Source organism: Paraglaciecola sp. L3A3 (assembly GCF_009796765.1).
Lineage (GTDB): Bacteria > Pseudomonadota > Gammaproteobacteria > Enterobacterales > Alteromonadaceae > Paraglaciecola.
This window is the reverse complement of the sequence record NZ_CP047023.1, coordinates 3,264,128-3,290,990: the sequence shown is the minus strand read 5'-3', so window position 1 is coordinate 3,290,990 and position 26,863 is coordinate 3,264,128. Positions and strand designations below refer to the sequence as shown.

The 26,863-nt window shown below is 37.8% G+C and carries 13 protein-coding genes and 1 pseudogene; 8 read left to right on the top strand and 6 right to left on the bottom strand.

What is annotated here, in order from left to right; translation table 11 throughout:
- Positions 1-311: 311 nt before the first annotated feature.
- Positions 312-1,817, top strand: coding sequence for a tryptophan halogenase family protein (locus tag GQR87_RS13705; RefSeq protein WP_158970229.1), 1,506 nt, complete (start codon positions 312-314; stop codon positions 1,815-1,817).
- Between the two features lie 3 nt (positions 1,818-1,820).
- Here the strand turns inward: GQR87_RS13705 and GQR87_RS13700 are convergent, their stop codons facing one another.
- Both GQR87_RS13700 and tnpA read right to left on the bottom strand, forming a co-directional pair.
- On the bottom strand, positions 1,821-3,344 hold the full coding sequence (locus tag GQR87_RS13700) for a tryptophan halogenase family protein (RefSeq protein ID WP_158970227.1): 1,524 nt from the start codon (positions 3,342-3,344) through the stop codon (positions 1,821-1,823).
- Positions 3,345-3,631: 287 nt separating this feature from the next.
- A pseudogene (gene tnpA / locus GQR87_RS13695) lies at positions 3,632-3,899 on the bottom strand (IS200/IS605 family transposase); the annotation flags it as partial.
- A gap of 342 nt (positions 3,900-4,241) precedes the next feature.
- Here tnpA and GQR87_RS13690 point away from each other — a divergent pair.
- The gene (locus tag GQR87_RS13690) at positions 4,242-5,312 is read left to right on the top strand and encodes a cupin-like domain-containing protein (protein WP_158970225.1); all 1,071 of its coding nucleotides are present in this window, start codon (positions 4,242-4,244) and stop codon (positions 5,310-5,312) included.
- Between the two features lie 70 nt (positions 5,313-5,382).
- Here GQR87_RS13690 and GQR87_RS13685 read toward each other — a convergent pair whose 3' ends face one another.
- Positions 5,383-6,906 (bottom strand): tryptophan halogenase family protein, encoded by a 1,524-nt coding sequence (locus GQR87_RS13685; RefSeq protein ID WP_233267266.1) that lies wholly within the window; start codon positions 6,904-6,906, stop codon positions 5,383-5,385.
- Between the two features lie 1,119 nt (positions 6,907-8,025).
- Between GQR87_RS13685 and GQR87_RS13680 the strand changes: the two genes are divergently transcribed.
- Both GQR87_RS13680 and GQR87_RS13675 read left to right on the top strand, forming a co-directional pair.
- Positions 8,026-11,670: a TonB-dependent receptor gene (locus GQR87_RS13680; protein WP_158970223.1), complete on the top strand. Its 3,645-nt coding sequence runs from the start codon at positions 8,026-8,028 to the stop codon at positions 11,668-11,670.
- A 65-nt stretch (positions 11,671-11,735) separates the two neighbouring features.
- Positions 11,736-13,973: a hypothetical protein gene (locus GQR87_RS13675; protein ID WP_158970221.1), complete on the top strand. Its 2,238-nt coding sequence runs from the start codon at positions 11,736-11,738 to the stop codon at positions 13,971-13,973.
- Between the two features lie 89 nt (positions 13,974-14,062).
- On the opposite strand, the gene GQR87_RS13670 is transcribed toward GQR87_RS13675, so the two are convergent.
- A complete protein-coding gene (locus tag GQR87_RS13670; RefSeq protein ID WP_158970219.1) occupies positions 14,063-15,529 on the bottom strand; it encodes a tryptophan halogenase family protein in 1,467 nt (488 codons plus the stop codon).
- A 372-nt stretch (positions 15,530-15,901) separates the two neighbouring features.
- Here GQR87_RS13670 and GQR87_RS13665 point away from each other — a divergent pair, with 372 nt between their 5' ends.
- The 3 genes from GQR87_RS13665 to GQR87_RS13655 all read left to right on the top strand — a co-directional run bounded on the left by GQR87_RS13665 (position 15,902) and on the right by GQR87_RS13655 (position 21,669).
- Positions 15,902-16,630 (top strand): SapC family protein, encoded by a 729-nt coding sequence (locus GQR87_RS13665; protein WP_158970217.1) that lies wholly within the window; start codon positions 15,902-15,904, stop codon positions 16,628-16,630.
- 263 nt (positions 16,631-16,893) lie between these two features.
- Complete coding sequence (locus tag GQR87_RS13660; protein WP_158970215.1) at positions 16,894-21,228, top strand: PAS domain S-box protein; 4,335 nt, start codon at positions 16,894-16,896, stop codon at positions 21,226-21,228.
- A gap of 36 nt (positions 21,229-21,264) precedes the next feature.
- On the top strand, positions 21,265-21,669 hold the full coding sequence (locus GQR87_RS13655) for a DUF1801 domain-containing protein (RefSeq protein WP_158970213.1): 405 nt from the start codon (positions 21,265-21,267) through the stop codon (positions 21,667-21,669).
- Between the two features lie 176 nt (positions 21,670-21,845).
- On the opposite strand, the gene GQR87_RS13650 is transcribed toward GQR87_RS13655, so the two are convergent.
- Both GQR87_RS13650 and GQR87_RS13645 read right to left on the bottom strand, forming a co-directional pair.
- The gene (locus GQR87_RS13650; protein WP_158970211.1) at positions 21,846-23,918 is read right to left on the bottom strand and encodes a TonB-dependent siderophore receptor; all 2,073 of its coding nucleotides are present in this window, start codon (positions 23,916-23,918) and stop codon (positions 21,846-21,848) included.
- 142 nt (positions 23,919-24,060) lie between these two features.
- Positions 24,061-24,576 (bottom strand): peptide-methionine (S)-S-oxide reductase, encoded by a 516-nt coding sequence (locus GQR87_RS13645; RefSeq protein WP_158970209.1) that lies wholly within the window; start codon positions 24,574-24,576, stop codon positions 24,061-24,063.
- 378 nt (positions 24,577-24,954) lie between these two features.
- Here GQR87_RS13645 and GQR87_RS13640 point away from each other — a divergent pair, with 378 nt between their 5' ends.
- Positions 24,955-26,814, top strand: coding sequence for a TonB-dependent siderophore receptor (locus tag GQR87_RS13640; protein WP_158970207.1), 1,860 nt, complete (start codon positions 24,955-24,957; stop codon positions 26,812-26,814).
- The last annotated feature ends 49 nt before the right edge of the window (positions 26,815-26,863 follow it).

The window sequence follows — 26,863 nt, the reverse complement described above, 5'->3', positions numbered from 1 at the left end:
GCCACAAGGTGGCTGTACTCTCAGTTTTAATCTATTTGTGTAATATTGAAGTTCTAGCGCTATGAAGGTGTTTAATCTAGTTCATTCTGTGTATCGAACTCAGCATAAAACTGAATTAAAATAACTTTTAATATCATTTATTTACTGATGTTAGGTCTTGCTAATTGAAGCCTTGATAACGAAATATTGTTGTTGTACTGTCAGATTGCTGAGTCTTGGTGGATTCACACAATGTGCATGTATGGAGTATTAAATACTGCGCAATAACGCTATGTTGATTATATAACTATTAAAAGTGTAAATTCTGAGCCATGAAAAAAAACACATCTTCTGAAAAAAATATCCTAATTGTGGGCGGTGGGACTGCAGGATGGATGACAGCTAATTTATTAGCAAAATCACTTTCTTCACAAGGTTTTAACATTTCACTGCTGGAGTCTAGCAATATTCCTACAGTTGGAGTGGGCGAAGGCTCAACACCCTATATAAAGAGGTTCTTCGATACCTTAGGCATAAGTGAGCAAGAATGGATGCCGGCATGCCATGCTACATACAAAGGCGGAATTACGTTTGACAATTGGTCTACAAAAAATGGCCATTCAAGTTACTTTCACCCTTTCACAAGCTCGTTAGATGCAAATAGCTTCGATGTGTTTAAACAGGTCACTATGTTAAGACATGCTAATTATCATGTAGATGCTCACCCTAATAGCTACTTTTTACAGGCCGAATTGATTAAGCAGGGTCGTTTACCCGTTTCAAATAATCAATCTAAAGTTAGCTCTATATACGCCTACCATTTTGACGCTACCAAACTAGGTGCGTTTTTAAAACAGCATGCAGCAACACTAGGAGTGAAGCATGTAGTTGATGAAGTCAATCAGGTGAATTTAGGCAATTCAGGGGAGATTGCTTCAGTAACTACTAAAGCAGGGCGCACAATAGAGGCCGATATATTTGTTGATTGCACCGGTTTTAAAGCGCTGCTTATACAAGAAACATTAGGTGTTGAGTTTAATTCCTTCAAAGATAACTTATTTAATGATTCGGCCGTAGCTATAGCGACGGTGAAAAAAGAGCAGTATGCCCCTCACACCGTTTCAACAGCGTTAAGTACAGGTTGGAAGTGGGATATCCCCCTGACTTCCAGAACCGGAAATGGTTATGTATATAGTAGTGATTTTTTGTCTGCAGATTTAGCTGAGCAGGAATTAAGGCAAGCTATCAATGCTACTGACGGTAATACAGATGCAAGGCACCTTAAAATGAAAGTAGGCCGCTTGGAAAAACATTGGCATAAAAACTGTGTAGCTATTGGATTATCTCAGGGATTTATTGAGCCATTAGAGGCAACTGCTTTACACATAGTACAGTTGTCGATTGAGCAATTTATTGTGCAATATGAACGTGGTAACTATACAAACCAATATCAAGATTTTTTTAATCACGGGGTTAATCATGTGTTTGAACATATTCGTGATTACATTGTGCTGCATTATTTAACAAATAGTCGAGACGACAGTGAGTATTGGAAAGCCTGTCGAAACGACATTAAAATATCAGATCGGTTACAAGCCGCAATGGAAGTTTGGTGTAATGGTGGCGATTTAGATGCTGAGCTTAATCACCAACAAGTAACACAATATTACTCGTCAATGTCTTGGCATGTGTTACTGGCAGGCATGGGAGTATTTCCTGAACTTAATGTCGCACAGGAAAATCCTCATCTCCAAGCTCAACAAGTACTTAAAGATTTAAGGAAAGAAATTGGCAGCCATACCCATTTCTTTCCATTAAGCTCTAACAATAGGGGCTAATAATTAACTCGAATATTTGGCTTTTAAATTGTTTAGAAAATCACTGTGAGCTGGAAGTTTAGCCACCTCATTTTGAATTGCTGAATGTACATTTTTTAATACTTGGGCCGCCGCTTCTCCCGATACGCCTGGCAGTGAAAAACGTTCATAACTATCCAGGTATTTTTGGCCAATTAATATTTGCACCCAACTTTCGAAACTAAACAACTCACGGGGATCAATATTGATATAACCTGTTTTAGAAAATTCTGCTAAACGTAATTCTAGTTCTTTAGGTATTGTCATTGTTTTGCAATCCTTCCAAAACTTTGAGTCATCTCTTTGGTTTACGTGGTAGTGCAAGACGAGAAAGTCTCTAATTCCTTGGGTTTGAAATGCAAAAGTGGTATTAAACATTTTACTATCGTGCCAATTACCTTCATCTAGTTGTTCTCTAAGCAATAAGGCATACCTATAAATTAGATGAATGCTGGTTGACTCCATAGGTTCCATAAAACCACTGGATAGCCCTATGGCGACGCAGTTTTTGTACCAAGGTTTGGTTAAGCAGCCAGTTTTAAAGGGAATGATCCTAGGTTCGGTGATCGCTTCTCCATCAAGTTGAGACATTAATTCTTGCCGTGCTTCTTGGTCAGAGATGTATTTGCTGCAATATACATAACCATTACCGGTTCGAGTTTGTAAGGGAATTTGCCAACGCCAACCTGCTTGCATTGCAATGGCTTTAGTATAAGAAGCCAGAGAATGCGATTCATTTTTGGTTTGTACTGCAATCGCTTTGTCGCAAGGTAAAAACTCTGTCCAATCTTCAATTTGTTGACCTAACTCTTGTTGGATTAAACGGCCTACACTTCCCGAACAGTCGATGAATAGATCGCCATCTATTTGTACATCATTATCTAAGGTTAAACTGGAAATATCACCCGTAGGGGATAATTGCACATCCTTAACTGTTGCAGTGATATGTTCAATTCCATTTTTAACACTAAAATCTTGTAAGTATTTGGCCATAAGGCTTGCATCAAAGTGCAATGCAAAAGACAAATTACACAATGGATAAAACCCTTTGTCGTCTGCATCTTTAGGTTTAGGGGCCGGTGGCGCAAACCTGTTGTTGTAAGCAGCTACCGCAGAAGGGAAAAATGGAGTAATACTTGTACTACCGGTTTTATGAGCCGTTCTAAACCAAAAATCTAAAAATGGTATTTGATCAACTTTAGTCCCCAGTTCGCCAAATGCATGCATATATTGCTCGCCTGGTTTTGACCAGTTTTCAAAATGAATACCATACTTAAAACTACCGTCAACTTTAGTGATCAGATCACTATCATTTAATTCCAAATATTCTATTAGTGAATATATAGGTGGAATACTGGCTTCTCCTACGCCAATTGGCTGTATTGTGTCTGATTCAATTAATGTGACGGTATAATTAGTTTGCGCTAAATTTTTGGACAATATTGAGGCTGTTACCCAGCCGGCTGTGCCTCCCCCTAATACCACTATTTTCTTTGTTGTGTTGGTCAAGGTCGCTCCTCAATGGGTTACAAAAGGTGTACTAAAAAACGTTGTGTTATTTCAGTATTTGAAATGAATTATAAGCATCTCTGAATTATTCATCTATAAAACTTTCTATTTAAAGTCATTTCTATATCTAGATTTATAGAATTTAAGCTAATTAAATGTGGGCATTATGTTTCTTTATGAGAGGCCGTGCTGATGTTTTAAACGTCTTAGTCATTAATAATCCCAAATTAATTAGCGAAGAAACCATCTGACCGAAATTCACCACCCCACAACTGCTTTTTAACTTATGGACATTCTTTAAATATATCTTTTAATCATGGTAACCAGCTTAGTAACACTATAAGTTGGAACTGATTGAACCAAAAAATGAACATGATCTAAATCAGTACCTATCTCAAGGAACTTAATTTCATATCGTTTTTCTATTTCTAAACATATCTCTTTTAGTTTTTCATCTACTTTTGGATCAAATTCAACCTTTCTATATTTTGCAGGGAAAACTAAGTGGTACATCAAAACGGTTACATTATAACGCTTGTGAATATATTCGCTCATGCGAATACTCTATAAGATTACGCCGCAAGCGGCGAGGAATCAAACCCGAAGAAGATTAATACACGGCATGTGAAGGCTAGAGCTTTATTGCAATATGCTTGAGTCACAATCAAAACTAACTTTATAAGTGCACAATTTATCTTGGGTTATGTATTCAGCCTTAAACTTTAGCAGAATCACTCATTAATCGATGTTTTCACCAATAATTCATAAAATATAATTTAAAATAAAGTGTAAAAATGTTTACGTGAATTTATACTTGCTGGTTAACTCCCAATGGGGGCTTTTATTAATTTGAGAGTCTAAGTAAGTATTAATAGTTATTTAATATGGAAGTTTACAGTGCAAAAAGTCAAAGAGTATAATATATCGGCCGCGAATGTTTCGCTTGAGAATATCATTAAAAATTCACATCAACCTGTTGTTTTTAAAGGGCTTGTAAGTGATTGGCAGTCGGTTAAAGAGGCAAGAAAGTCAAACGAGTGTTTAAATAAATATTTGACTCAATTATCTTCTAAGCCATCCAATAGAATAGAAGCATATGAAGCAACTGAAGAAAGTAACGGGCGTTACTTTTTTGGTAATTCATTTGATGAGTTTAATTTCAATAAAGTTGCTTATTCTTTTACTGATTTTTTACAAAAAATTCAGTACATTTCTCAACAAAACTCAAATAAGACGTCTATTTATGCCGGTGGTAAACAACTTTCTAAACATCTTGATAATTTTGCTAGGGACAATGCGCTTAGTTACGATTTTGGGCGACCAGTCGAACCTAGAGTTTGGCTTGGGAATTCGTCCGTCATTTCTACACATTTTGATACCACTGATAATATTGCGTGCCTTGTGAGTGGTAAAAGAACATTTACCTTGTTTCCAACTGAACAAGTGAAAAACCTTTATCCTGCGCCGTTTAATCATACGATTGCGGGCGCAGCAGTCAGTATGGTTGATATTTGTAATCCTGATTTTGAACAACATCCACTTTATCAAGAAGCACTGGATAACGCATTCGTTGCTGAATTAGAGCCTGGGGACGCAATTTATATTCCTCTCCTTTGGTGGCACAACGTTCGTTCAGAGGGAGACCTTTGTATGTTGGTTAATTATTTTTGGACCGCTGATACTAGAAAATTAGAGTCTCCTATGAACTTTTTATATCATGGTTTATATACGTTATCTCATCTTTCACCCGAAGAAATACTGTCTTGGAAAGCCTTGATAGATCATTTTGTCTTTAAAACAAATGGAGAGCCTATGACTCATTTGCCTACAAATAATCAAGGGATATTTGGTGAGATCACGGCTGAACATGCATACGATATCCGAGATCTAGTGCTAAGAGAAATGGGCTTTGATTTAGAGTTTGTTAAAAAAGGAAAATATTCGACTCCAAGCTCAGCAAGTACTTAAAGAGCTAAGGAAAGAAATTGGCAACCATACCCATTTTTTTCCCTTAAGTTCTAGCAATAGGGGCTAATAGTTAATCCGAATATTTGGCTTTTAAATTTTTAAGGAAATCACTATGAGCTGGAAGTTTAGCGACTTCACTTTCAATGGCTGAGTATACATTTTTCAAAAATTGAACTGCTCCATCTGCTGGGATATCGGGTTGAGCGAACTTTTCGTAACAGCTTAAATACTTTTGCCCAATCAAAATTTGTACCCAACTTTCAAAGCTAAATAACTCTCTAGAGTCAATATTAATAAAGCCAGTATCTGAATATTCTTTAAGCCTTGATATAAGTTGCTCTGGCAAATCCATATTGCGGGAGTCTATCCAAAACTTGGAATCGTCACGTTGGTTAATATGATAATGCATGACAAGAAAGTCTCGAATGCTCCGAGTTTCAAAAGCAAAGGTGCTGTTAAATATTTTCTTGTCTATCCCTTTATCTCCATCTAATTGTTTGCGCAATAAAAGTGCGTACCTGTAAATTAAATGAATACTGGTCGATTCCATGGGCTCCATAAATCCACTCGACAAACCAATCGCTACACAGTTTTTATGCCAAGGCTTGTCTAAGCATCCTGTTTTAAATGGAATGATCCTAGGCTCTGTAATGGGCTTTTCTTCTAACGAAGACATCAATTCTTGCAATGCTTCTTGGTCAGATATGTATTTACTACAATAAACATAAACATTACCTGTTCTACTATGTAGTGGTATTTTCCAACGCCAACCAGCTTTCATAGCAATGGATTTTGTATAAGAAGGTATGTTTGTCCCGTCATTTTCGGTTTGTACAGCAATAGCTTTGTCACAAGGCAAATAGGCTGACCAATCTTCAATCTCTTGTTCTAAAGCTTGTTTGATCAATCGTCCAGAGCTGCCTGAACAATCTATAAATAAGTCACCATTGATTTGGTCACTACTATCTAAAATGAGACTAGTAATGTCTCCAGCCTTAGAAAGCTTTACGTCAGTGACGGTTGCTGTGATATGTTCAACACCATTATTAACACTAAATTCTTTTAAATACTTAGCCATAAGGTTTGCATCAAAGTGCAAGGCATAAGCTAAATTACATAAGGGGTAAAAAGCGTTGTCTGGTGCTCCTTTGGGCCTAGGTGCAGGAGGTGCAAATTTATTGTTATACGCAGCAACCGCAGATGGGAAAAAAGGCGTGATATTAGTACTACCGGTTTTTTCGGCAGTTTTAAACCAGAAGTCTAAGAAGGGGATTTGATTTAGTTTGGTTCCTAATTCACCAAACGCATGCATGTAGTGCTCGCCAGGCTTAGACCAGTTTTCAAAATGAATGCCGTATTTAAAACTTCCATCAATTTTAGCCACTAAATCGCTGTCGTTAAGTTCTAAAAATTCTATTAATGAGTAAATGGGCGGAATACTAGCTTCACCTACACCTACTGGTTGAATTAAATCAGACTCAATAATAGTAAGGGTATAATTGGTTTGCGATAAGTTTTTTGAAAGTATCGAGGCTGTAACCCAACCAGCAGTCCCCCCACCTAAAATCACTATTTTCTTTTTATTTTGTGTCAAGTTAACTCCTCAGTGGCATGTGAATTAGCATGCAGTGTCGAACTATTAATTTAAAATGAATTATAAGTACAGCATATATATTCATCTATAAAATTTCACATTTAAATTTAGTGGTGTTTTACATGGTTTGGGATCTACATATACAAAGTAGTGTTTAAAAGCCTTGTAAAGAGATGTCTGAGCTATCTAGAAGATGCCTATCATCAGATACATAATTATTCTTCATGCAGAATACCGATAAAATAGTTTTAGTTTTATTCAATTAAAACCTTTAGCTCAAGCATAAATATTCAAACTATTAATTAATTTAAGGTTAGCGCTGATTGAAGCTATTTTCTGGTGTATCGCGATATCGTAAAATAATGGTATTTTTTTATTTACATTAATGACCTCGTTTTTTCAAGTTAACATGCCAAATCACTGTAGTTCTTTGTTCGTTTAAATATAAATGTTTTGTTTGTAATTTAAATTAACCTTGTTACTTAGTTACTAAATAATTTTATTTTTAATCACATAATTTAGTTTTTTGGAAAATTTATAGTGAGTCCTATTTTTACCTCTATTTTAATGGTTTTATCATTTGTATAGGAATGTTAAGGCTTAAATTTTATATAGATAAGCTGACATGACTTCAAATATCCTGAAGTGTCGATATTTATTGAAATGGCTGCTCCTTTAATTACATAGTTTTTACAACTGGCGAGAGACGGGGAATCTCACTTTTGTAAATGCAGCCTGTTTTTTGTACAATGTTCAGTCATTGCATTTGGTGTATTGTTAACAATTGTGGTTTTTGTTTATATTCAAACTTACAAGTGAAAAATTTTTATTTTTTAGTATTGATCCTATAAATTCTAGCTTTTAGGGTTGCTTTGTTTTTATTTTTGTATGTAAAAGTAGTTATTCCCATATAAAGTTCTGGTGTTTTTTGGTTGTTTTTTGTCATCTATTTGTTAATCAGGAAAACATGGTTAAATGAAGATTGTTAACAAAAAGTAATTGACAAGTGAAAGTCTGCAAGTCTAAAGTGGCGATAAATCGCGTTATTAGATTTGGTTTTATCATTACTGGATTTAGTAAGCCGATGACATTCAATAACTAGAACTTTGGGACACTGAAATGACACAGACCAAACACAATTTTAAACTCAGCTCTATATGCATAGCGGTCTTGGCCGCAACAAGCATAAATGCTTTCGCTCAACAAGAAGACAAAAAAGAAGATGGGCTTGAAGTAATCGAAATTACTGGTATCAAAGGTAGTTTGAAAAAATCTATTAACGATAAACGATTTGCTTCAGGCATTAGAGACACAATTAACGCTGAAGATATAGGTAAGTCTACCGACCAAAATATCGCAGATGCTCTAGGGCGTGTGACAGGTGTAACTGTGGTGAGTAATGATGGGGAAGGTACTCAAATCACAGTACGTGGTGCTGATGCTAACCAAAATGCTATTACCCTTAACGGACAAACTCTTACTTCTACCGATTTTTCACAGGCTGTAGATTTAAGCTCTTTTTCTGCAGATACACTTTCTAAATTAGAAGTGGTTAAAACCGCTAGTGCCGATCATGACGAAGGTTCGTTAGGTGCATCAGTTAACTTAGTGACTGTAAGACCTCTTGATGTAGTCAATGATGTTCGTTCGGCAACGGTGCAAGGTCGTTATAGCGACTTCTCTGAAGAAGCCAATCATAAATTCCAGTTTTCAGTTAGTGAAAAATTCTTAGATGAAACTTTAGGTGTAGCATTAACTGTCGTTGATGAAACTAATGCTTATCGCCGAGATCAATATAGTGCAAATAATTATCAGGCGACACCGACCTTAAGACAAGGGCTTGACCAAAACGGTAATGTGATTTCTAATTTTAGAGCAATTGAGCCAGCAAACACTCAATATGAATTGCATGAAAACGAAAGTAACCGTCAAGGTTTAAGTTTAGGTGTTCAATATTTACCCACTGATACATCTGAATTAATGTTTGATGTGAATTTTAGTAAACAAGATTTAGTACGTACTTATGATTCTATTCAAGCCCGTGCAAACGCTGGTAAATTAAATCAAATTGAAGGCCTACCTTCTGCTGATAACCGTCCAGTTGCTCCGCAAACTGATCCTTATGAGTGGTATCAAGTAGATACTAGTACCAGTACTATGATGAAACGTCAGAATCGTTATGGCGCAGGTAATATGGCTCGCTCTGATGGTGGTACTGATAATGAAAACTTTAGTGCGACATTAAACTTTAAAACTGAGCTGACTGATTCATTACGTATGTCTGCTTTAGTGGGCATGTCAAAAAGTACATCTAATAGTAAACCAGGCAATGCTTATACTGTTATGCAAAACTGGGCACAAGTGACGCAGGGCATGCTTTATGATGCCGGAGCAGATATTCAGCCTGTAGGTTACGATTGTACAACAGGTGTAACCTGTACCATGATCCATGGTGAAGATATTATAGATTTTGGTGATAACCTCGACGATTATTATGATGAAGAAGGCGTGCTTAGAGCGGCCAATTGGGATAACACTGGTTTAACTGGTTTTAACCCTGCGGATACAAAAAGCTTTTTCTTAGGTTATATTCGGGAAACAGATGTAACCGTTGAAGATGAAATTAAAAACGCACAAATCGATTTCGATTACGATTTAGATGCGTTTGGTATCACTTCTGTTGAGTTTGGTGTAAAAACATCTACCCGTACTAAGTTTGTTGATAATCAAGCATATAACTATACGTCAGTTGCAGAAGGTTCGGTAGTAGAGCAACCTGATGGTTCTTTAGTGACTATTGTTAGCGGTACAATGATGGATATTACCGGTGACCTAATCGCTGGTGAGCCTATGGAATATGATAATTTCATGGAGTCCTTAGGATACGCTTCTAGTAGTGCTACCAGTGGTTGGGCACCGATTGATATTAAAAAAGCGAGAGAATCATTATTAGGGGCTGATGATCTGGTTAGAGACGTAGACAATACAGAAACTCGTTCTGCTGATATAGATACTTCTGCAGCGTATTTAAAGTTTAATTTTGAAGCCTTAGATGGCGCATTAACGGGTGACATAGGTCTACGTTATGTGAAAACAGAGGTTGAAGCTAATGGCTACAATGGCTTTAGTTTTTATGGTGATCCTAACCGCCCACAATTTGAATTTGATTTTAACCGCGTTACCTTAAGAGATTTACGTAATACTGATTTACCCCAATGTCGTCCATTTACACCAAGTATGGAAGGTGGTGGATATAACAATAAATATCAACGTGTTGATGGTTTAGGTTGGGACACTAGCGCAGGTCCAGATCCTTCTACATGGGTACGTATTCCAGATCAAGGCGCTTGTCATGATCCTGAGTATGCAACTTTTGCTCAAGCTTATGACGATTTCTATAATGATGAAACAAACACGTTAACCAGGCCTGCTAACGCAGATTATGGTATTAATTGGTTTAACATGTGGATGTATACAGATGTTAGAGGTAGCCGTTTTTACGCATATGATGAATTACCCACTTGGGATGGAGGCTTTGCAGCTAATGATACGACCCCGTATGACACAGTAACTGATAATAAATCTTTAAAAGCTACGCCTACTTCTGGCACTCATAGTTACTCAAATGTATTGCCGAGCTTAAACTTAAATTACGCTTTTTCTGAAGAAATGATTGGTCGTTTCGCTATTTCTAAGACTATGACTCGACCAGAAATTGATTTACTGCGTCCTGGTTATAAAGTCACAGAAGGGGGGTATTGGGGCACGGGTAATCCAAATGTGGGTTCCGTTACGTCGTATAATACTCAGTTAGAACCGCTTACATCGAATAACTTAGATCTATCCTTTGAATGGTATTTCTCTGATACGGGTATGTTGAGCGTGGCGTTGTATCGTAAAGACATGTCTAACTTTACTGATTTACAAACTTCCAATCAATATATCTTAGATGTGCGTGATGACAATGTTAATCCTGCAAGTGTCAATGACCTAGTAATGACGGTAGATGAAACTGATAGTGCATCAGAAAACTATGGTCTTGAAGGATGTCTTGGTTTAATGACCACTACTGATTTTGCTTGGTGGGCAACTGATCCGACTATCATGAGTAATGATTTACGCGACCTTTGTGCCAAGCCTAGTGTGACTAAAACTGTTAACGCTGAAGATGCCACTATTACCGGTCTTGAGATTGGTTATGTGCAAACTTATGACTTCTTATCAGAAGACTTTGGCTTACCTGAGTGGACCAATGGTTTTGGTTTATCTGCCAACTATACATATCAAGATAGCAGTTATGATTCAGAGATTGATGACGCCAACCCATTTGCTTATCCAGTTGCCGATACACCAGAGCATAGCTATAACGCATCGTTTTTCTGGGAGCAAAACGGTCATTCTATTAACGTGAGTTTCCGTGGCAGTTCTGATTCATTAGTGGGGCGCGACTGGAATACTAATCAAGGGGGACGTTATTGGAATAATGGATCGATCTGGAATGAAGGTAGGCAAACGCTAGACTTGTCAGCAAATTGGCAGGTTATGGACAATGTGTCTGTTAGTTTCCAAGCGATCAACTTGACCGATGAGGCCTATAGAACTTATTTCACTAGCCGAACTTTACAAGTTCAATCAGATGGGAACGGAGGTTTTACTAATCTAGTAGAAGGTAATCCGTTAGAGGGGGATGCCCCTCAACATCGTACGTATACACGTTATAAAGTAGGTACAACATACCGTCTTGGTGTCCGTGTAAACTTCTAAGAATACTACGATATGTGCGGGCTAAGGCCCGTGCATGGAATTGACAGATATTGGTAAATATAATTATGAAAACATTTAAAAAATCTCATGCTTTATTAGCCGGCTCGGTGTTATTAGCCTTAACTGGTTGTAATACACCTGATTATGAATATGAAGCAAAACCAAATACTAGTGCTCCTACCCACGGTGGTGATATTTTTGTATCTTTACCTGAAAAGTGGGAATTAAAAGTTGTTGATTTATTAGGTACAACTACCTCAGGTAATACAACCAACGATACTGTGGCTAAAGACGCAGATAAGGATTACTTGACAGTTAAAGACGTTGTTTTGACTGCGTCTATTAAAGATACATCAGGAAATGTTATCACCAGTGATTTGGAGCTGGTAGCTGGCGCAGTAGTGATAGACGGTAATTTTATTAATTATCGTCCAATTTTGGCAGAAGCTCAGGTTGATAGCGATCAAATATTATCAGTTGTTGCTGAGTATAATATTTCAGATGGTGAACATAGTGTAGCGCGTAAAGTGACGGTTGAGTTGGTAGGTGAAGACTTTGCACCGGAATTTGAAGCTGGGCTATCAGCTGGTGGCACGTTAGATAATGACACCATTAGCTTGGAATTATTAACGGGAGTCACAGATCAAGATGCTCAAGATGCGGTATTGTCTGCATCTAATATCGTTGCTGACGCAGCCAATCCATTTGACCTAGCCTTTTCTATAGTTGATGTTGAAAAAGTGAATGATATGGGTACACCTGACGACGCAGAGGATGATGTGACATATACAACACAACAAGTAGAGTTTGATGTCACTTCAATTTCTAGCTTGTTAACACGCGGTTTAAGTTATGACTTTAAGTTTACCTATGATGTGAATGATCATAATCACGCACTTTCACGTGATTTATCTCTTACCCTTTTGGCGGTTGAAGACATACCTGGTTCACCTAAAGTAGAAGAATATTTTACTAATGAAATTGTTCCTGAAACCTCAGGCGTTACTGTTGTTGATTTAAAACAGGGGATTGTTGAGCGTGAAGGAGATGAAATTGTCATTAGTGATGTAACAGTCAATGGTAAAACTTCTGATCTAGATTTTGGTATTTTAGATATTGATGAAGCAAACGGTACTGTGACAATCGATTCTCATGCTTTTTTCACAGAAGCTAAAGTGGGTAAAACATTTAAAGCGGCTGAAGTGATTTATACCGTAGCGGATGATAATGGTAACGTAACTGATGGTAAGCGTACTTTATCTATCATGGTTGAAGGAGAACAAGTTAACTTAGGGGCTGTTGTTGCGTCGAATGTTGATTTAGAAAACCCTTTATATGTTGGTCAATTTACCCAAGCTAATCTTGCTACTTTTACCTTCGGTTACGCCCATAACTGGAACTGTGGTGGTGATCAAGGGATCTTTATTTCAGAAGACGCTGCGCGGTCTGGTAATTATGGGTTACTGCTCGATGGGGCTATTTGTTATATTGGTCTTGATGACATTGCTACCCTAGAAGCAGGTCAAAAATACGCATTTTCTTATGGTTTAAGAAACCCAGAAGACTTGCCTAGTTCTGCTAACCCGTTTTCTCCAGTTTGGGTAACTAACACTACTTTAAACAATAAGTTTTGGAATGCAGCTCGTCCTGCGGTACAACCAGCTGGTGAGTGGAAAGAAATTATCACTCTAGTCGGTACGCATATGGGTGCATGGGCTGGTTATGAAGGTTCAACTCTGCAATGGGATATTGGACAATATGATCCAAGAGCGGTACATCACTTTGATGACATTTCTGTGGTTGAATACGGCGGTATCGACACGGCTGTGCATGATATCTTAGTAGATAATATAGGTTTGTTTGAAAATAACGAAGCTATTGTGTCTAACGCAGGTGTTGTGGAAATTCGTGATGACGCTGGCGATAAAAAGCTGTTCGTTGATGTTGGCGCTGAGTCATCAGTCACAGTGAGTTTACCTCTTAAAGCTGGCGCGATTAAATCTAATGCTCGTTACGTTTTATCTATAGAAGGTCAACTAATCAATCATGCTGCTTTGGGGTTAGCTGATTCTGTTGGTTATAGCGTGAGTTTATCAAATGGCGTAGACAGTATTGCTGCTAGTAATAATCCTATTACTTGGGCTGCTAACATTATGCCACAAGATGTGATTATTTCTGAGAATTACGGCAGAAGCGCTGAAATCGATTGGTCGCAAGAAACGATGACCCTTGATATCACATTTACTCAAGCAAATGCTCAATATTACATTAATAATCTACGTTTGATTGCTATTCCAAACTAGATAATAATTAATAAAAGCCCGGTGGATTGTTTCATCGGGCTTTTTTATTGGGTATAGAATAGTGTCTTTAAATTTTAGTTTAATTCAGGTTATTTACTAATAGACTTTAAATACTCACCGTGAGTGGGCATTTGTTGCACTTTTGCTTGAATATCATTTTCTATTTGCTTTAAAAAATTTGCTAATGCCGGTTCAGTTAATTCATCTGCAATAGGGTGATGTACATCTGGCACTAGACCTTGACCTATCATTACTTGTAACCAAGAATCGACAAATATTTCATTTCTTTTTTGTACAAATCGGCCTGTCTTTTTAAATAATTCCATTCTGGCTTTTAAAGAATCAGGTATATTCATATTTTTACAAAACTTCCAAAAAGGTGAGTCTTCCCTTTCTGTTTGGCAGTAATGCAAAATGATAAAGTCTTTAATTTCATTGTAGTCACGGCACATATAATCATTATACTCAGCCACTTGCAATTCGTTGATATCATTGCTTGGGAAATATTGGATCAACTGCATGATCCCTTGTTGAATAATGTGTATAGCAGTGGATTCTAAAGGCTCGATAAATCCGCCGGCTAAGCCCATGGCAATACAGTTTTTGTTCCAAAGCTGTGTTCTATGACCTGTTTTAAATTTGATTACTCTTGGTTCAGTCAGAGTTTCCCCTTCAATGCTGGATAACAGCATACTCTTTGCTTCATCATCATTCATATATTGACTGGAATAGACTATGCCATTACCCATACGGTGCTGTAAGGGGATGCGCCATTGCCAACCTGCATGATGAGCTATGGAACGAGTGTAAGGGGCTGGCGAATTGGTTAATTTGGTTTGTACGGCAATCGCGCGATCCATAGGTAACCAATGTGACCAGTCAGTGAAAGGGGTTTTTAAGGTTTCATCAATAAGTAGCCCCTTAAATCCAGAGCAATCAATGAATAAATCCCCTTCAATTTTTTGCCCGTCTTTTAATTCAAGGCTAGTGATATTGCCGTTCATAGGATCCGTATGAACTTGATTGACCATGCCCTCGATACGAGTGACGCCATTTTTAATGGATTCTTGTTTTAACATCTTAGCGTAAAGGCTAGCATCTAGATGATAAGCAAAGTTCACCCCGTTTGCTTGATGGGCAAATTTATTGTCAAGTGCAGCTTGAGCTTCAAAATTATAACGGCTAAAAGGTTTGGAAATACCTAAATCAAGGCCTCGTTTCCAATATTCATGAAAATTGGCTGCCCACATGCCTAAACCTGTTGAACCAAAACCATGAAAGTAACTGGCATCTTGTTTATGCCAGTTTTCAAATTGGATACCGAGTTTGAAAGTGCCAGAGGTTTGTTTGGTAAACTCAGTTGAGTTGAGACCTAAAATGTCATTAAAAAAATGTAAGCTGGGAATAGTGGCTTCACCGACACCTATTGTACCAATTTGATCAGATTCTACTAAGGTAATATCTAGTTTGGTTAGAGTTTTTGAAATCATTGCTGCTGCCATCCAACCAGCAGTACCACCACCTAGGATAACCAATTTATTTATCTTGTTGCTCATTTAAACCTCACCATGATTTTATGAATAACCCAATTCACATTTGCTTAATATTAAGTAAAATAGCTAACTGGATGCAGATTGTTAACAATACATAATAAAGGACTAAATTAGAATATGTGTTACATGATATTGCTCAAATATGCTGGTTTAAAAATTTCTATTAATACTTGAATACATCATTATTTGGCGTTTTAGGGATTTAAATTAATTGTTAACAATTGGTTTCATTTCTGATCTACGTTAATATCTAGCAACAGAATTATCAAATCATACACTTACTTTGCAGACTCGAATAATATTCAGTCAATGTGAGCTGTTAGTTTAAAAAAACAAAATACCTCTGCGGTATTAATTAATTTAATTGAGGGATATATGACTGAATCAACAAATAGTACTTTTGAGTTGTTAGACAGCAAAATACATAAAAATCTTAAGATCGACACTAGTCTATTAAATACCAAACTTAATAGAGTAAATGTGTCGAGTGTTATTGTTAGTGAGTTAAATACCTTAGTTCACGAATACGCTATTTTTATGACTAAAAGCCCTAGTTCTGGTGAGCTGCAATTAACCGCTGTTTTAGGTTTTGACGCTGGCGAAAACTTGTATTTAGATGGTAATAATTGGCGTGCGACATATATGCCTTTAGATATTATTCGACGTCCATTTCAAGCTTACATGCCTGATAAAAATAAAATGGATCAAGGGCATCTTGCAATTGATGTTGCTGCTGAACAAGTGAATAAAAAGAAAGGTGCAGCCTTGTTTGATGAACAGGGTAATAAAACAGAATATCTGCAGAAAATAGAGACGACTTTTTCACAAATAATGGGAGGAGTGCCTTATACGGCCGCATTACTTAAAGAAGCCGAAGATCTAAAACTGATTGAACCTGTGACAATAACAGTAGAGATCCCAAATAGAGGCAAAGTCGATTTAAATGGATTATACGGTTTTGATAAAAAGGCCATTGATAAATTAACCGGCGCAGCTTTGAAAAAAGCCCATCAATCCGGTCTTTTACAAGTTATTCATCTTATGTTGAGCTCAACCATACATTTACAAAAGTTGATAGGATGGTCGGCGGCGAACAACAAATAATTGCTCGTTATTAAGCATACATTTTCAGATTATTATCAATAATATTTACCAAGGACTTGCTACCAACAATTAGATGAGTTGTATTCCTAGAATAACAATTCATATGAGGTATCAAGTTCTTTCGCTATCCCCCTTCGGTATCATTTTTTTATTCTTCCATTAGGTATATTGCTTAATACCCGTTGCTAGTATTGATACTGTTTAGAATTGAGTGCGATCTATACCCTAGACTGCTATTAATTTAATAATGTGGATATTGTGCCATGGCACTGCGTATATTTTTGGATTGGTTGATTAGCATTCAATGGATAGTTTTATGCCTTTTTAGCCGCGCAATTTTTGCTGTCAACTCTGATTTCACAGAATTTAGTCAAGAAACAATTAATGTGAGTTACCTTACTCTAGGAATAATATCGGCTATTGTGCTGATCCTCTTGCTGGTCCTAAAGTTTAAATTATCTAATAGTCGCAAAACATTAAATAATAAACATATACAACTAAACCAACAGCTGGCATTACAAAGCGAAGTTAAGTCAGGAATAGTGCATATAAACACTGCTGGACATATTGTTTATATAAACAGTACTGCAGCCACTTTACTAGGCGGTAAAGCAGACAAGTTGTTACAGCAAACCTTCGCCAGTTTATTCAGCGAGAATTGCCAAGAGCATGTCAAGCAGGCTCTTTCGGTCTCTCAATACTCCAGCTTTCAAACATATTTAGCCACCAGTCGTCGCCATTTACACTTAGGGTTTAGCCAAGCAGATCCAGCTTTAACTGGTGTAGCTTATGTGCTGTCTTTAGTGGATGTGACTAATTATCAAAATAGAATTAACCAGGTCGAGAATGACATTAGTAATTTAGATGAGGCATTAATTAATAGTGGCGTAGCTAAATTAAGCTTGGATTTTGTAAATAATACTTTTACTGCTGATCCTGTATTTGTCGCTTTGTTTGCAGATCTCGATCTTGAACTGAACGAAATAAAATCTCTTAATCAAAGAATAACGAAAGCTCACCTATATGAGTGGGAACAAGCTTTAGCTAAAGCAGTCACCAGCCATCAATTAGATATTCGTTGTGAATTAATCTTTGATTTGAGTCAACAACCAGTTGTTAATGGTAGTCAGCCTATTGAACAAAGTGCTGTAAAAGTTGTACCTATTAGATGTGTGGGCCTAAGTCGTGAGAAAAATGCGGAAGGTCAGACAGTTAAAATGGATTTATTGGTGCATGATTTAACTGAATTAACTCAACAAAAAAATGCGAATCAAGCGCAACAAATACAAATTAAAACCTTGCTGACATCGAGCCCCAACCCTATTTATATTACCGATAAAGATGCCAATTTAATTGATTGTAATTTGGCTTTTGAACGTTTATTTAAACTAAAGCAAAGTAATATTTTAGGTAAATCGATTGAAGAACTGGCTTTATGGCCTGAAGAAATCAATAAGTTACATATGGCTAAGACGAGAAATACTGTTGCCGTTAGTTTATCTAAGGACAAGGAATTTGTTAGCCAATTGGCCGATGGCAAACCTTTAACTTTAAAGTTAAAACTGCAGGAGATGATAAATAGCAATAAACAAAGCACTGGTATGTTAGGTGTGCTGCAAGATTTGACTGAATTAACTCAAACTAAAGCAGAGTTGCTACAAACCCGTAAACACTTCACTACTATTTTAGATTTAGCGCCACTTTCGGTGGCTACTATTGATGCGGATGATCGTATTGTTAGCGCCAATATTGCTATGACTGACAAACTCGGCGTCAGTGAACGTGATCTTAAACAAGGTACATTTTATCAACTATTTAATGATCCTAGTAATGCAGGTAAAGCGGCTAAGTTGATCCAACAAACAGGACGGTTACGCCAGTTTCATGCGCATATTAAAGGCAAAAATGGTGAATTATATGCCAGTGAATTACATGTTGATCTGTTAAATAAAGAAAAACAAGAATACCTATGCTGGATTTCGGACAGGGCAGGGGAACAATTTCAACAAGATAAATTTGAGAGTTTGTTACAACACAGCAGCATGCCAATGGCTATTTTATCTGAGCAAGGATTTACTCAGCTTAATCCGGCAGCTTGCGAGTTTTTCAAAATAGAAGATCAACAAGAGTTATTGGGGGAAATGCCTTATTCACCAAAACTAAATGTAGATGAAATAGCGGCAACTGAGCTAGAAAGGCAAGTCACTAAAGTTAAACTAGATGGCAAGGCGAAGTTTTTTAGTTGGCAGCATAAAGTAGGAAATGAAAACCTTCCTTGCCAAGTTACCTATGTGCCTATGTATAAAGGCCAAGAGTTTGATTCAATTTTGTGTCTTTGGATGGATTTCAGACAAATCCAACAAGCTGATCAAGCAAGAAAAGAAGCTATTCATCTTCATCAAGAAGCTGAAAAACAAGTGGCAGAAAAACAGCAGCAATTACAATCTAGCCAAGCCCAACTTGTATCTAAGATGCAAAATCTAGCCAAAACAGAATCTCAATTACAAGCTGCTCAGGATGACTTGAGTGAGAAACAACAAGCCTTTAGTAGTTTGCAAGAGGCCCATGATAGTGTCACTCACAACTTACAAAGTTTACAAAAAGAATATAAACAAAACCGTTCTATGTTGGCGGAGGCGCAAGATGCCAATAGCGAACTGACAGCTCAATTAGAAGAGTCAATTGAAAAAGTAACAGGTTTACAAAATCAACGTAATCAAATTTCTGATGCTCTGCAATACAGCGAGAAAAAATTCAAAGCCGCACAAAAAAATCTGCAAGAAAGCGAAAAAAATGCCGAAAACTTACAACAGCAACAAATGGTTCAACAAAATAAAATGCAAGATTTTGTCGCTGAAATAGAACAATTACAACATTCTATCGAAGAAAAAGATCAACAGATCAATCAAGTAGGCAGTCAAATTAGTTCGTTACAATCCCAGTTAACCAGTTCAGATAATACCAGTGAAAAACTAAGACAGTCATTAATCAATCAACGTAAAGCTAGCGAACAAGCAGAATTACAACGTCGTCAGTTAGAACAAACTTGTAAAATGGCGCAGTCGGAATTAACCAATAAAGTGCGTCATGTTGAACATTTGCAAAATGAAATGCAAAAGTTTGAAGAAATGTCGACTCAGCAAAAAGGTGACATGCAACAACAACAGACGCAGTTGATGCAAGAGTTACAAGCTAAACAAGAGCAGTTACAAGAAACTGAACATGCTTTATTAAAAACAATTCAACAAACTGAAGCTGAAAAACGTGAGAAAAAAACACAACAGGCCTTGTTAGAAAAATTACAAACTGAGCTGTCTGAAATGGAACAAAGCAGTACTCAGCAAAAGCAAAAAATCGCTCAAACAGATCAAGATTGGCAACAACAACAACAAGCATTACAGAGTGAAGTGCAGGCTAAACGGCATGAATTAGCTAACACCCAAGGCAAGTTAGCAGAGATACAAAGCCAAGCCGATACCGAAAAATTAGCCCGTTTAGCTCATCAACAAAAACTAGAACAATTAACTGTTGAACTGTCTGATGTTGAAAATAGAGCTAGTAAGCAAAAAGAAATGATTGAGGGTAGTGACGAACAATGGCGTAAACATCATGCTGAGATTGAATTACAAAAACAGCAATTGCAGCAAGCTTTACTTGACGCTGAAAAGCAAAATACCCAACTTCAAGAAACCTTAGCCGGTAATTTACAACAGTTACAAGTTGCAGAGTCACAAGTATCTGAAACGCAATCAGGTGAACAAAAATTACAACAAGAGCTAGATGAAGCACGTAAGCAAGCAGAGCAGTTAGCTGAACGTTTAAAGCAACAAGAGCTACAAGAGAACAAACTCCAACAACAATTAAAGCAGCAGCAAAATTCTTTACAGGGTAGTGAGCAAAATATTCATTCTTTAGAAGCCAAACAAGCTGAACTGACTCAGGCATTAGCCAGTGTGCAAAAAGAATATGCTGACAGTAAAGAAAGTCTGAATGATAAACATAGTGATCATGCTGAATTATCTGCGCAGCTAAAAAACTTAGAGCAAGAGTTACAAACCAGTAAACAGCAACTGGATTCTAAAGAATCAGCCTTACAAGAGGCTAAACAACAACTCGAAACGAAAGAATCAATGTTAGCGGCTCAAGAATCTGAATTACTAGAAGCTCATAAAGAAGAGTTACAACAGGCTCAAGAACAAGAAATAGACAGCCCAAATGAAAGGTTACAGGCTATTGCTCAATTAACCATGCCGAGTGAGCCTGCTGTGTGGTTTGACTTGTTGCATTATCTACAGAAACAAACAAGTAACGAACCTTTACCTGTGGCACTGAAAGCCTTAATGGAAGAATTTGAACAAGCTATCGAACTGACAGAACAAGCTATTGACGAAGAAGACGTCACCAGTATATTACGTGGCGCCCGTAAATTATCTTTTGTGGCACAAAGTGTAAATTCTGCAGCCTTAACTGATGTAGTGAGTCGATTAGAAACAGATTGTCAGCAAGGTTTAGTAGACAATATCTCTATTTCTTGGCCTACTGTGAAACGTTCACTAAACAATAGTTTACGGGTGATATATTCTCATTTGAAAAATTAATGTTTGGTTTTTACAGAGTTCAAAAGGAATCTTGTTATGGAGCTTGGAGTACAACAAAAATTTGCTACTTACCCACCTGAGGTAGCGGTGTTGTTACACAATTTACGTGACCTTATTTTTACTGTAGCTGAACAACAGAAAATTACTGATATCAGTGAAACCTTAAAATGGGGTGAGCCCAGCTACTTGTGTAAAAGCGGCAGTACCATTCGATTTGACTGGAAAGCCAAAAATCCTGCTGAGTATTGTCTGTATTTTAATTGTAAAACTCGTTTAGTTGATACATTTAAAGAACTGTACGGTAACACTTTTACCTATGCCGGAAACCGCGCCATAGTGTTAACTATAGGGCAACCCATCCCCAGTAAAGAACTCGCTCATTGTTTGTCTTTAGCCTTAGGTTACAAAAAATTTAAACATTTGCATTTGTTGGGCGCATAACTTTACGGTTAGCTTGATATATTGTTCGTTCAGTAAAGAAAAAAATAGAATAAAACGGAATAATGCAGACTTGAGCTGACAGGGGCAAGTGCAGCAGCTAAATGTAGTGAAAACATAAGGTTAATAAAACAAAGCCTGTGAGGGCTTTGTTTTATTTATATACTTTAAAAAAGCTTCTAAAACTTATAGCTGACACCCATCTCAAAAGAACGTTCTGGTCCAACATAAATGCCTTGGCGTAAGCCTGTAATATAGCGCTTATCTGTGATGTTTTTCACCGCGCCAAACAAGCGTATATTATTAGCTAAAGAATATTGTGCGGTTAAATCTAGCAAAGTATAAGCTGGGATCAAACCACCCCAAATACCGCCTGCCGCATCAGTTGGAATAACTTCAATGTTAGTCGCATCGCCAAATTGTTCACCTTGATGGTGAGCCGTAAGTGCAGTGCTGATACCTTCATGTTGATAGTTGAAGGACAGGTTGGCTATTATTTTTGGAGTATAAGGCAAGCGATTGCCTAAGTTCTCGCCACTTTTAAACTCTGAGATAGGCACCCAAGTGGCGTTACTATCGATACTGAAACCAGAACCCAGTTTATAACCTAACATAAACTCCATTCCACGGTGTTCAGTTTTACCGCCATTAGACTGAGACAAAGTGGGATCGCTGTTGCCAGTAACTACTTGGTTACTAAAATTCATGGCAAAAGCCGCTACTTCGTAACTTAATGCACCTTGATTGCTGCGTAGACCAAATTCATAATTCGTTGAGTTCTCGCCTTCTAACTCTTGATCTGTTAAACCATCGAGTGCTACACCATTAGTGGCCGGAGAAAATGCACGATAGACACCACCATATAACTGGGCAGATTGGTTAAGATTATAAGTGGCGCCTACACCTGGTAATAACTCAGTATTACTGGTTTTAGCGGTACTATTATTATCGGTCAGTATGACTCGAGTTTGTTCGTATGATTCAACTCGCAAACCAGGTGTCACAGCAAAACGCTCGCTCAGTTCAATACGGGTTTGACCATGGGCTGCATAACTGTCTGCAGAATCAATACGGTGACGATCATTTACTCCGGTACGATCAGCAGAACGTACTGCACGTATGCGCGTATCATTTGCTTCTTCTTGCATGTAACGTACGCCAAATTCACTATTGGCTGGCATACCCAAGAATTTGTGATCTAAGGTTAAACGGGTTTCTATGCCCACTCGATCAAATGTACGGTTATTGCCGGTTAATGAATCAGTAAAGACCCATCGACCTGCTTCATTAGAAGCGTCAGTATCGACATTATAACGCCAGTAATCACGTGTCACTTCACTCCAATATACCAAGGTTTTTAATGTTGCTTGGTTAGAAAGTGTTATCTCATGATTAATATCGAAAGCAGTACGGTCTGTTAAATATTTATCGTCTGCTCCAGGGTTGTAATTTTCTCCGGCCAAATAATCATCTTTCAACATACCGCGATAAGAAATATCGGCGTCATTTTCATAGCGAGATATTTTAATGCCAAGCTTTTGATCATTACTTAGAATGACTCCTGCTTTTGCCATGACATCGGTCATTTCGTAACCTTTATCCATAAAACCATCACTGGAGGCATGAGTTGCCACTATACCGGCAAAAGCATCACCTGATGTGTTTTTACCGCCAGCTTCTAGACTGACTTCTTGCATATTAAATGAACCAACTCTACCTGTTAGCATTGCACCATCGTCAGGGGTTTTAGTTTGATAGTTGACTACGCCACCAATAGTGGAAGGGCCATAGCGCAGTGATGAAGATCCTTTTAGGACTTCGACTCGCTCTATACGTTGAATACGAGGATTATAGTAGCGATCATTGCCAATAAATAAACCTGGAGCGACAGGCACACCATCTTCTAACATTAAGGATTTTGATTCGCTGGCAGACAAACCTCGGATACCAAAGTTGGCAACTATAGCTGTTTCTTCTTCACTTTTAGTGTTTATCCCTGGGATGCGGCGCAGAATATCTTCGGTAGATAAAGGCTGAATTTTTTCTATTTGTTTTCTTTCTACCACTACAACAGAACCTGTGTGTTCTAGTATCACAGAATTAGCACTACCTAATACTTGAATAACTTCTAAGGTAGGCATAATGGTCTTATCTTTGTTTTCAACTGCATCGCTTTTCTGCTGAGCAACAGTATTTAGTGATACTAAGGCTAGCGTTATGGCTACCGAGAGAGAAGATTGTCTGGTCTGCATATTTGGAATACTCACGTCAAATTAAATTATAGATTCTTAATTGTCGTGATTAGAACATTAACCCTAATGAGAATCAATATCGTTAAGGTTTAATTTTCTACTGAATCAATATAACTATTAATAAACTGGACTAAAGGCGTAATTAATCGGATTTGTATTTGTGCAAAATTGTCTTGGGGATATGGCAGTAATCGTTTGGAAAGCGGCTTAATCTTTCTTGGTGCTCTTCATCACTTTTTACATAGTTAGACAGAGGTAGGAGCTCAACCACTATCTTAGCTGCGTCGTCACGTTGTTGAATATATTGCCCTGCTGATTTCAAGTGACTATCAAGCGTGCTGTATATGCCTGTGCGGTATTTTTTCCCCACATCCTCACCTTGTTGGTTAATACTGTATGGATCAATAATTTCAAAAAAGTAGCCAGTTAGTTGATTAACATTGATTGTGTTTATATCAAAGGTGACTTTTACGCACTCTGCATAACCATCATATTCGCTATGGGTGGTTTTGCTTAAACCATTGGCTCTGCCAGCTTCGGTTGCAGTTACTCCTGGTAGGTGTTTAAAAAACTCTTGCACACCCCAAAGGCAACCACCTGCAAAATAAATGATTTCAAGCTGGGAGTTTGTATGCTTGTTTTGTTGCTTTGTTTTCATGTTTAGGCTGCTTGAAAAAGTATTAGAGATTAAGGGCTACCGGTTTTTGCACAGAGGCAGGATTGTTGGCAAAACTATTGGCGCTAGCAAAGTAGTAGGTGTTTACAACATCAAAAAATTAAATACGAACCATTATCATGTGAAATGTTTCACTCGGTAATATACAATGCCGATCATGACATATCAACCAAGCTTAACATTATCTTAGGGTAAGTCAGTTTGCTTGTTTCAGCCTTTAAAGTTGCCTTATGGCAGCAGTCGAAGAAATTCATCCCCAGTTAGTTAAAGCCAGTGTTGAGTGGCAAATAATCGCTCTTGCTTATGGCTAGATCATACTGGGTGAAATTGCCCATAATTGTGTTAAAGAGAGAAGATTAAATGAGCCAAATTAGACCAAGTGTTTTGCTTGCTTTGTTATGCAGCGCAGGAACTTGTGCAGTAGCATCCAGTGATACTAATGACGAAAATAGTGGCATTGAGAAAATTACAGTTAAAAGTTCCGCTACAGCTAATAAAGAACCTGTAGGCACCTTTGTTTCCTTAGTTTCAAACTTGGAATATGATCCGCGTGTTGATTTACAGTCACGAAATATGGGCGAGGCGCAAGCTGATGTGACCATCCGTGGTGGGATATTTGAAAATACCGGTTTTCGGGTGGGCAGTGCCACTTTACTCGATCCGCAGACCGGCCATTACTTTGCTGAAATTCCTATTGCTCCAGAAATGTTGAGCGGGCCAGAAATATTGACGGGGGCAGATAATGCCCTTTATGGGGTTAATAGCTCGGTAGGAACGGTTTCCTTTGGCTGGAAACCGATTAAAACCGCAGGCAGTGTTTCCCTCGGTGCAGGTAATCACAACTTTAACTTAGGCAGAGTACATGCCGGTTTCAGTGTGCCACTGGAAAACAGCAAGGATTGGCTTATCGGTTTTGAAGGTGAATACTCTTTTTCTGAAAGTGACGGCACTATCGAAAATGGCGACCACGATTTCAATCGAGCCTCTGGCCGTGTGCAACTTGTAGGGCCATCATCTCAAACTGATTTGTTTTTTGGCTCCCAAGATAAGTTTTTTGGCTGGCCAAACATGTATACGCCATTTAATGTTAATGAGACTGAAGACCTGAGTACACAGTTGTTAATGCTTAATCATAAACAGTATTACGCTAGCGATAGTAGCTTTGAGGTTTCCGCATACAGCCGTCGCCATAAAGATCATTATGTTTATTCTCGTGACAACCCTAGTGCATTTCAGGCCTTTCACGAAACAGAAGTTAAATCTGTGGCGTTTTCTGGACGTCATAGTCAAACTCAATCGTTTGCCCTGAATTATTCAGCACAGTTTATGGAAGACTCAATCGAATCCACTACGCTAGAAAATAACTTTACTACTCGCCAATATTACAAAGCGAGTGTTTTGCCTGAATACCAAATGAGTCTAAAAGATGATCAGCAATTAAGGTTTCGCCTAGGCGCAGCTTTTGATGATACCAATCGCGATGATTCTGAGGTTTCATTACTGGGTGATATAACCTGGAACTCATTCAACAGTGACAATACATCCCAGAGCATTTATCTGTCTTATGCACAAGCCAGTCAAGTGGCGGGCTATACTGCTATTGGTGGCAGTAATAGCAGTGGTTTATTCAGAAGTAATTATGATCTTGAACGAGAAACGACTACAAACTTGGAATTGGGCTTGGTATTAGACGGATTATCTTGGACCTTTGATTCTGCGATTTTTTATCGTAAGGATAATGACTTAACCGATTGGACCTATAGCTTAAGTTCAACCTCGGCTCGTTCCGCTAATCCGGTGGATATCGATACCTTAGGCTTTGAAGTACTTGCCACTAAACGTTTCGCCAATGCAGAGATCATCAGCAGTTACACTTTTTTGGATAAATCTGAAGACTATGGCTCTGCGGATATTGATGCCAGTTTTTACGCCTTGAACTATCCAGATCATCGCCTAACACTCGGTGCCATTTGGCATCCGACAGATATGGTTGAAATCAGTGTGGATAACGAGTGGCGTAAACAGCAGGAAAATATTCTGCGCAATGGTGACGATCAGGCTTTATTCACTCACTTAACATTAAAAGTTTCTCCTGCACAGGTTCAAGGTTTAGAACTGGTTCTTGCTGCAGACAATCTTTGGGGCGAATCTTTTGAAGAAATTCCCGGTACACCCGGACGAGGGGAGCAGTATACTTTGACTGTGACTTACCGCTGGTAAAGGTTTAAGTAAGTACTTTGTTTAGGGCGATACACAAATTGAAATCAAT

What these genes read in the sequence shown, in the direction of transcription:
- GQR87_RS13645 (WP_158970209.1), bottom strand. Translation starts at nt 24,576, where the DNA reads ATGAAAACAAAGCAACAAAACAAGCATACAAACTCCCAGCTTGAAATC.
- GQR87_RS13660 (WP_158970215.1), top strand. Translation starts at nt 16,894, where the DNA reads ATGGCACTGCGTATATTTTTGGATTGGTTGATTAGCATTCAATGGATA.
- GQR87_RS13675 (WP_158970221.1), top strand. Translation starts at nt 11,736, where the DNA reads ATGAAAACATTTAAAAAATCTCATGCTTTATTAGCCGGCTCGGTGTTA.
- GQR87_RS13655 (WP_158970213.1), top strand. Translation starts at nt 21,265, where the DNA reads ATGGAGCTTGGAGTACAACAAAAATTTGCTACTTACCCACCTGAGGTA.
- GQR87_RS13640 (WP_158970207.1), top strand. Translation starts at nt 24,955, where the DNA reads ATGAGCCAAATTAGACCAAGTGTTTTGCTTGCTTTGTTATGCAGCGCA.
- GQR87_RS13670 (WP_158970219.1), bottom strand. Translation starts at nt 15,529, where the DNA reads ATGAGCAACAAGATAAATAAATTGGTTATCCTAGGTGGTGGTACTGCT.
- GQR87_RS13705 (WP_158970229.1), top strand. Translation starts at nt 312, where the DNA reads ATGAAAAAAAACACATCTTCTGAAAAAAATATCCTAATTGTGGGCGGT.
- GQR87_RS13680 (WP_158970223.1), top strand. Translation starts at nt 8,026, where the DNA reads ATGACACAGACCAAACACAATTTTAAACTCAGCTCTATATGCATAGCG.
- GQR87_RS13665 (WP_158970217.1), top strand. Translation starts at nt 15,902, where the DNA reads ATGACTGAATCAACAAATAGTACTTTTGAGTTGTTAGACAGCAAAATA.
- GQR87_RS13650 (WP_158970211.1), bottom strand. Translation starts at nt 23,918, where the DNA reads ATGCAGACCAGACAATCTTCTCTCTCGGTAGCCATAACGCTAGCCTTA.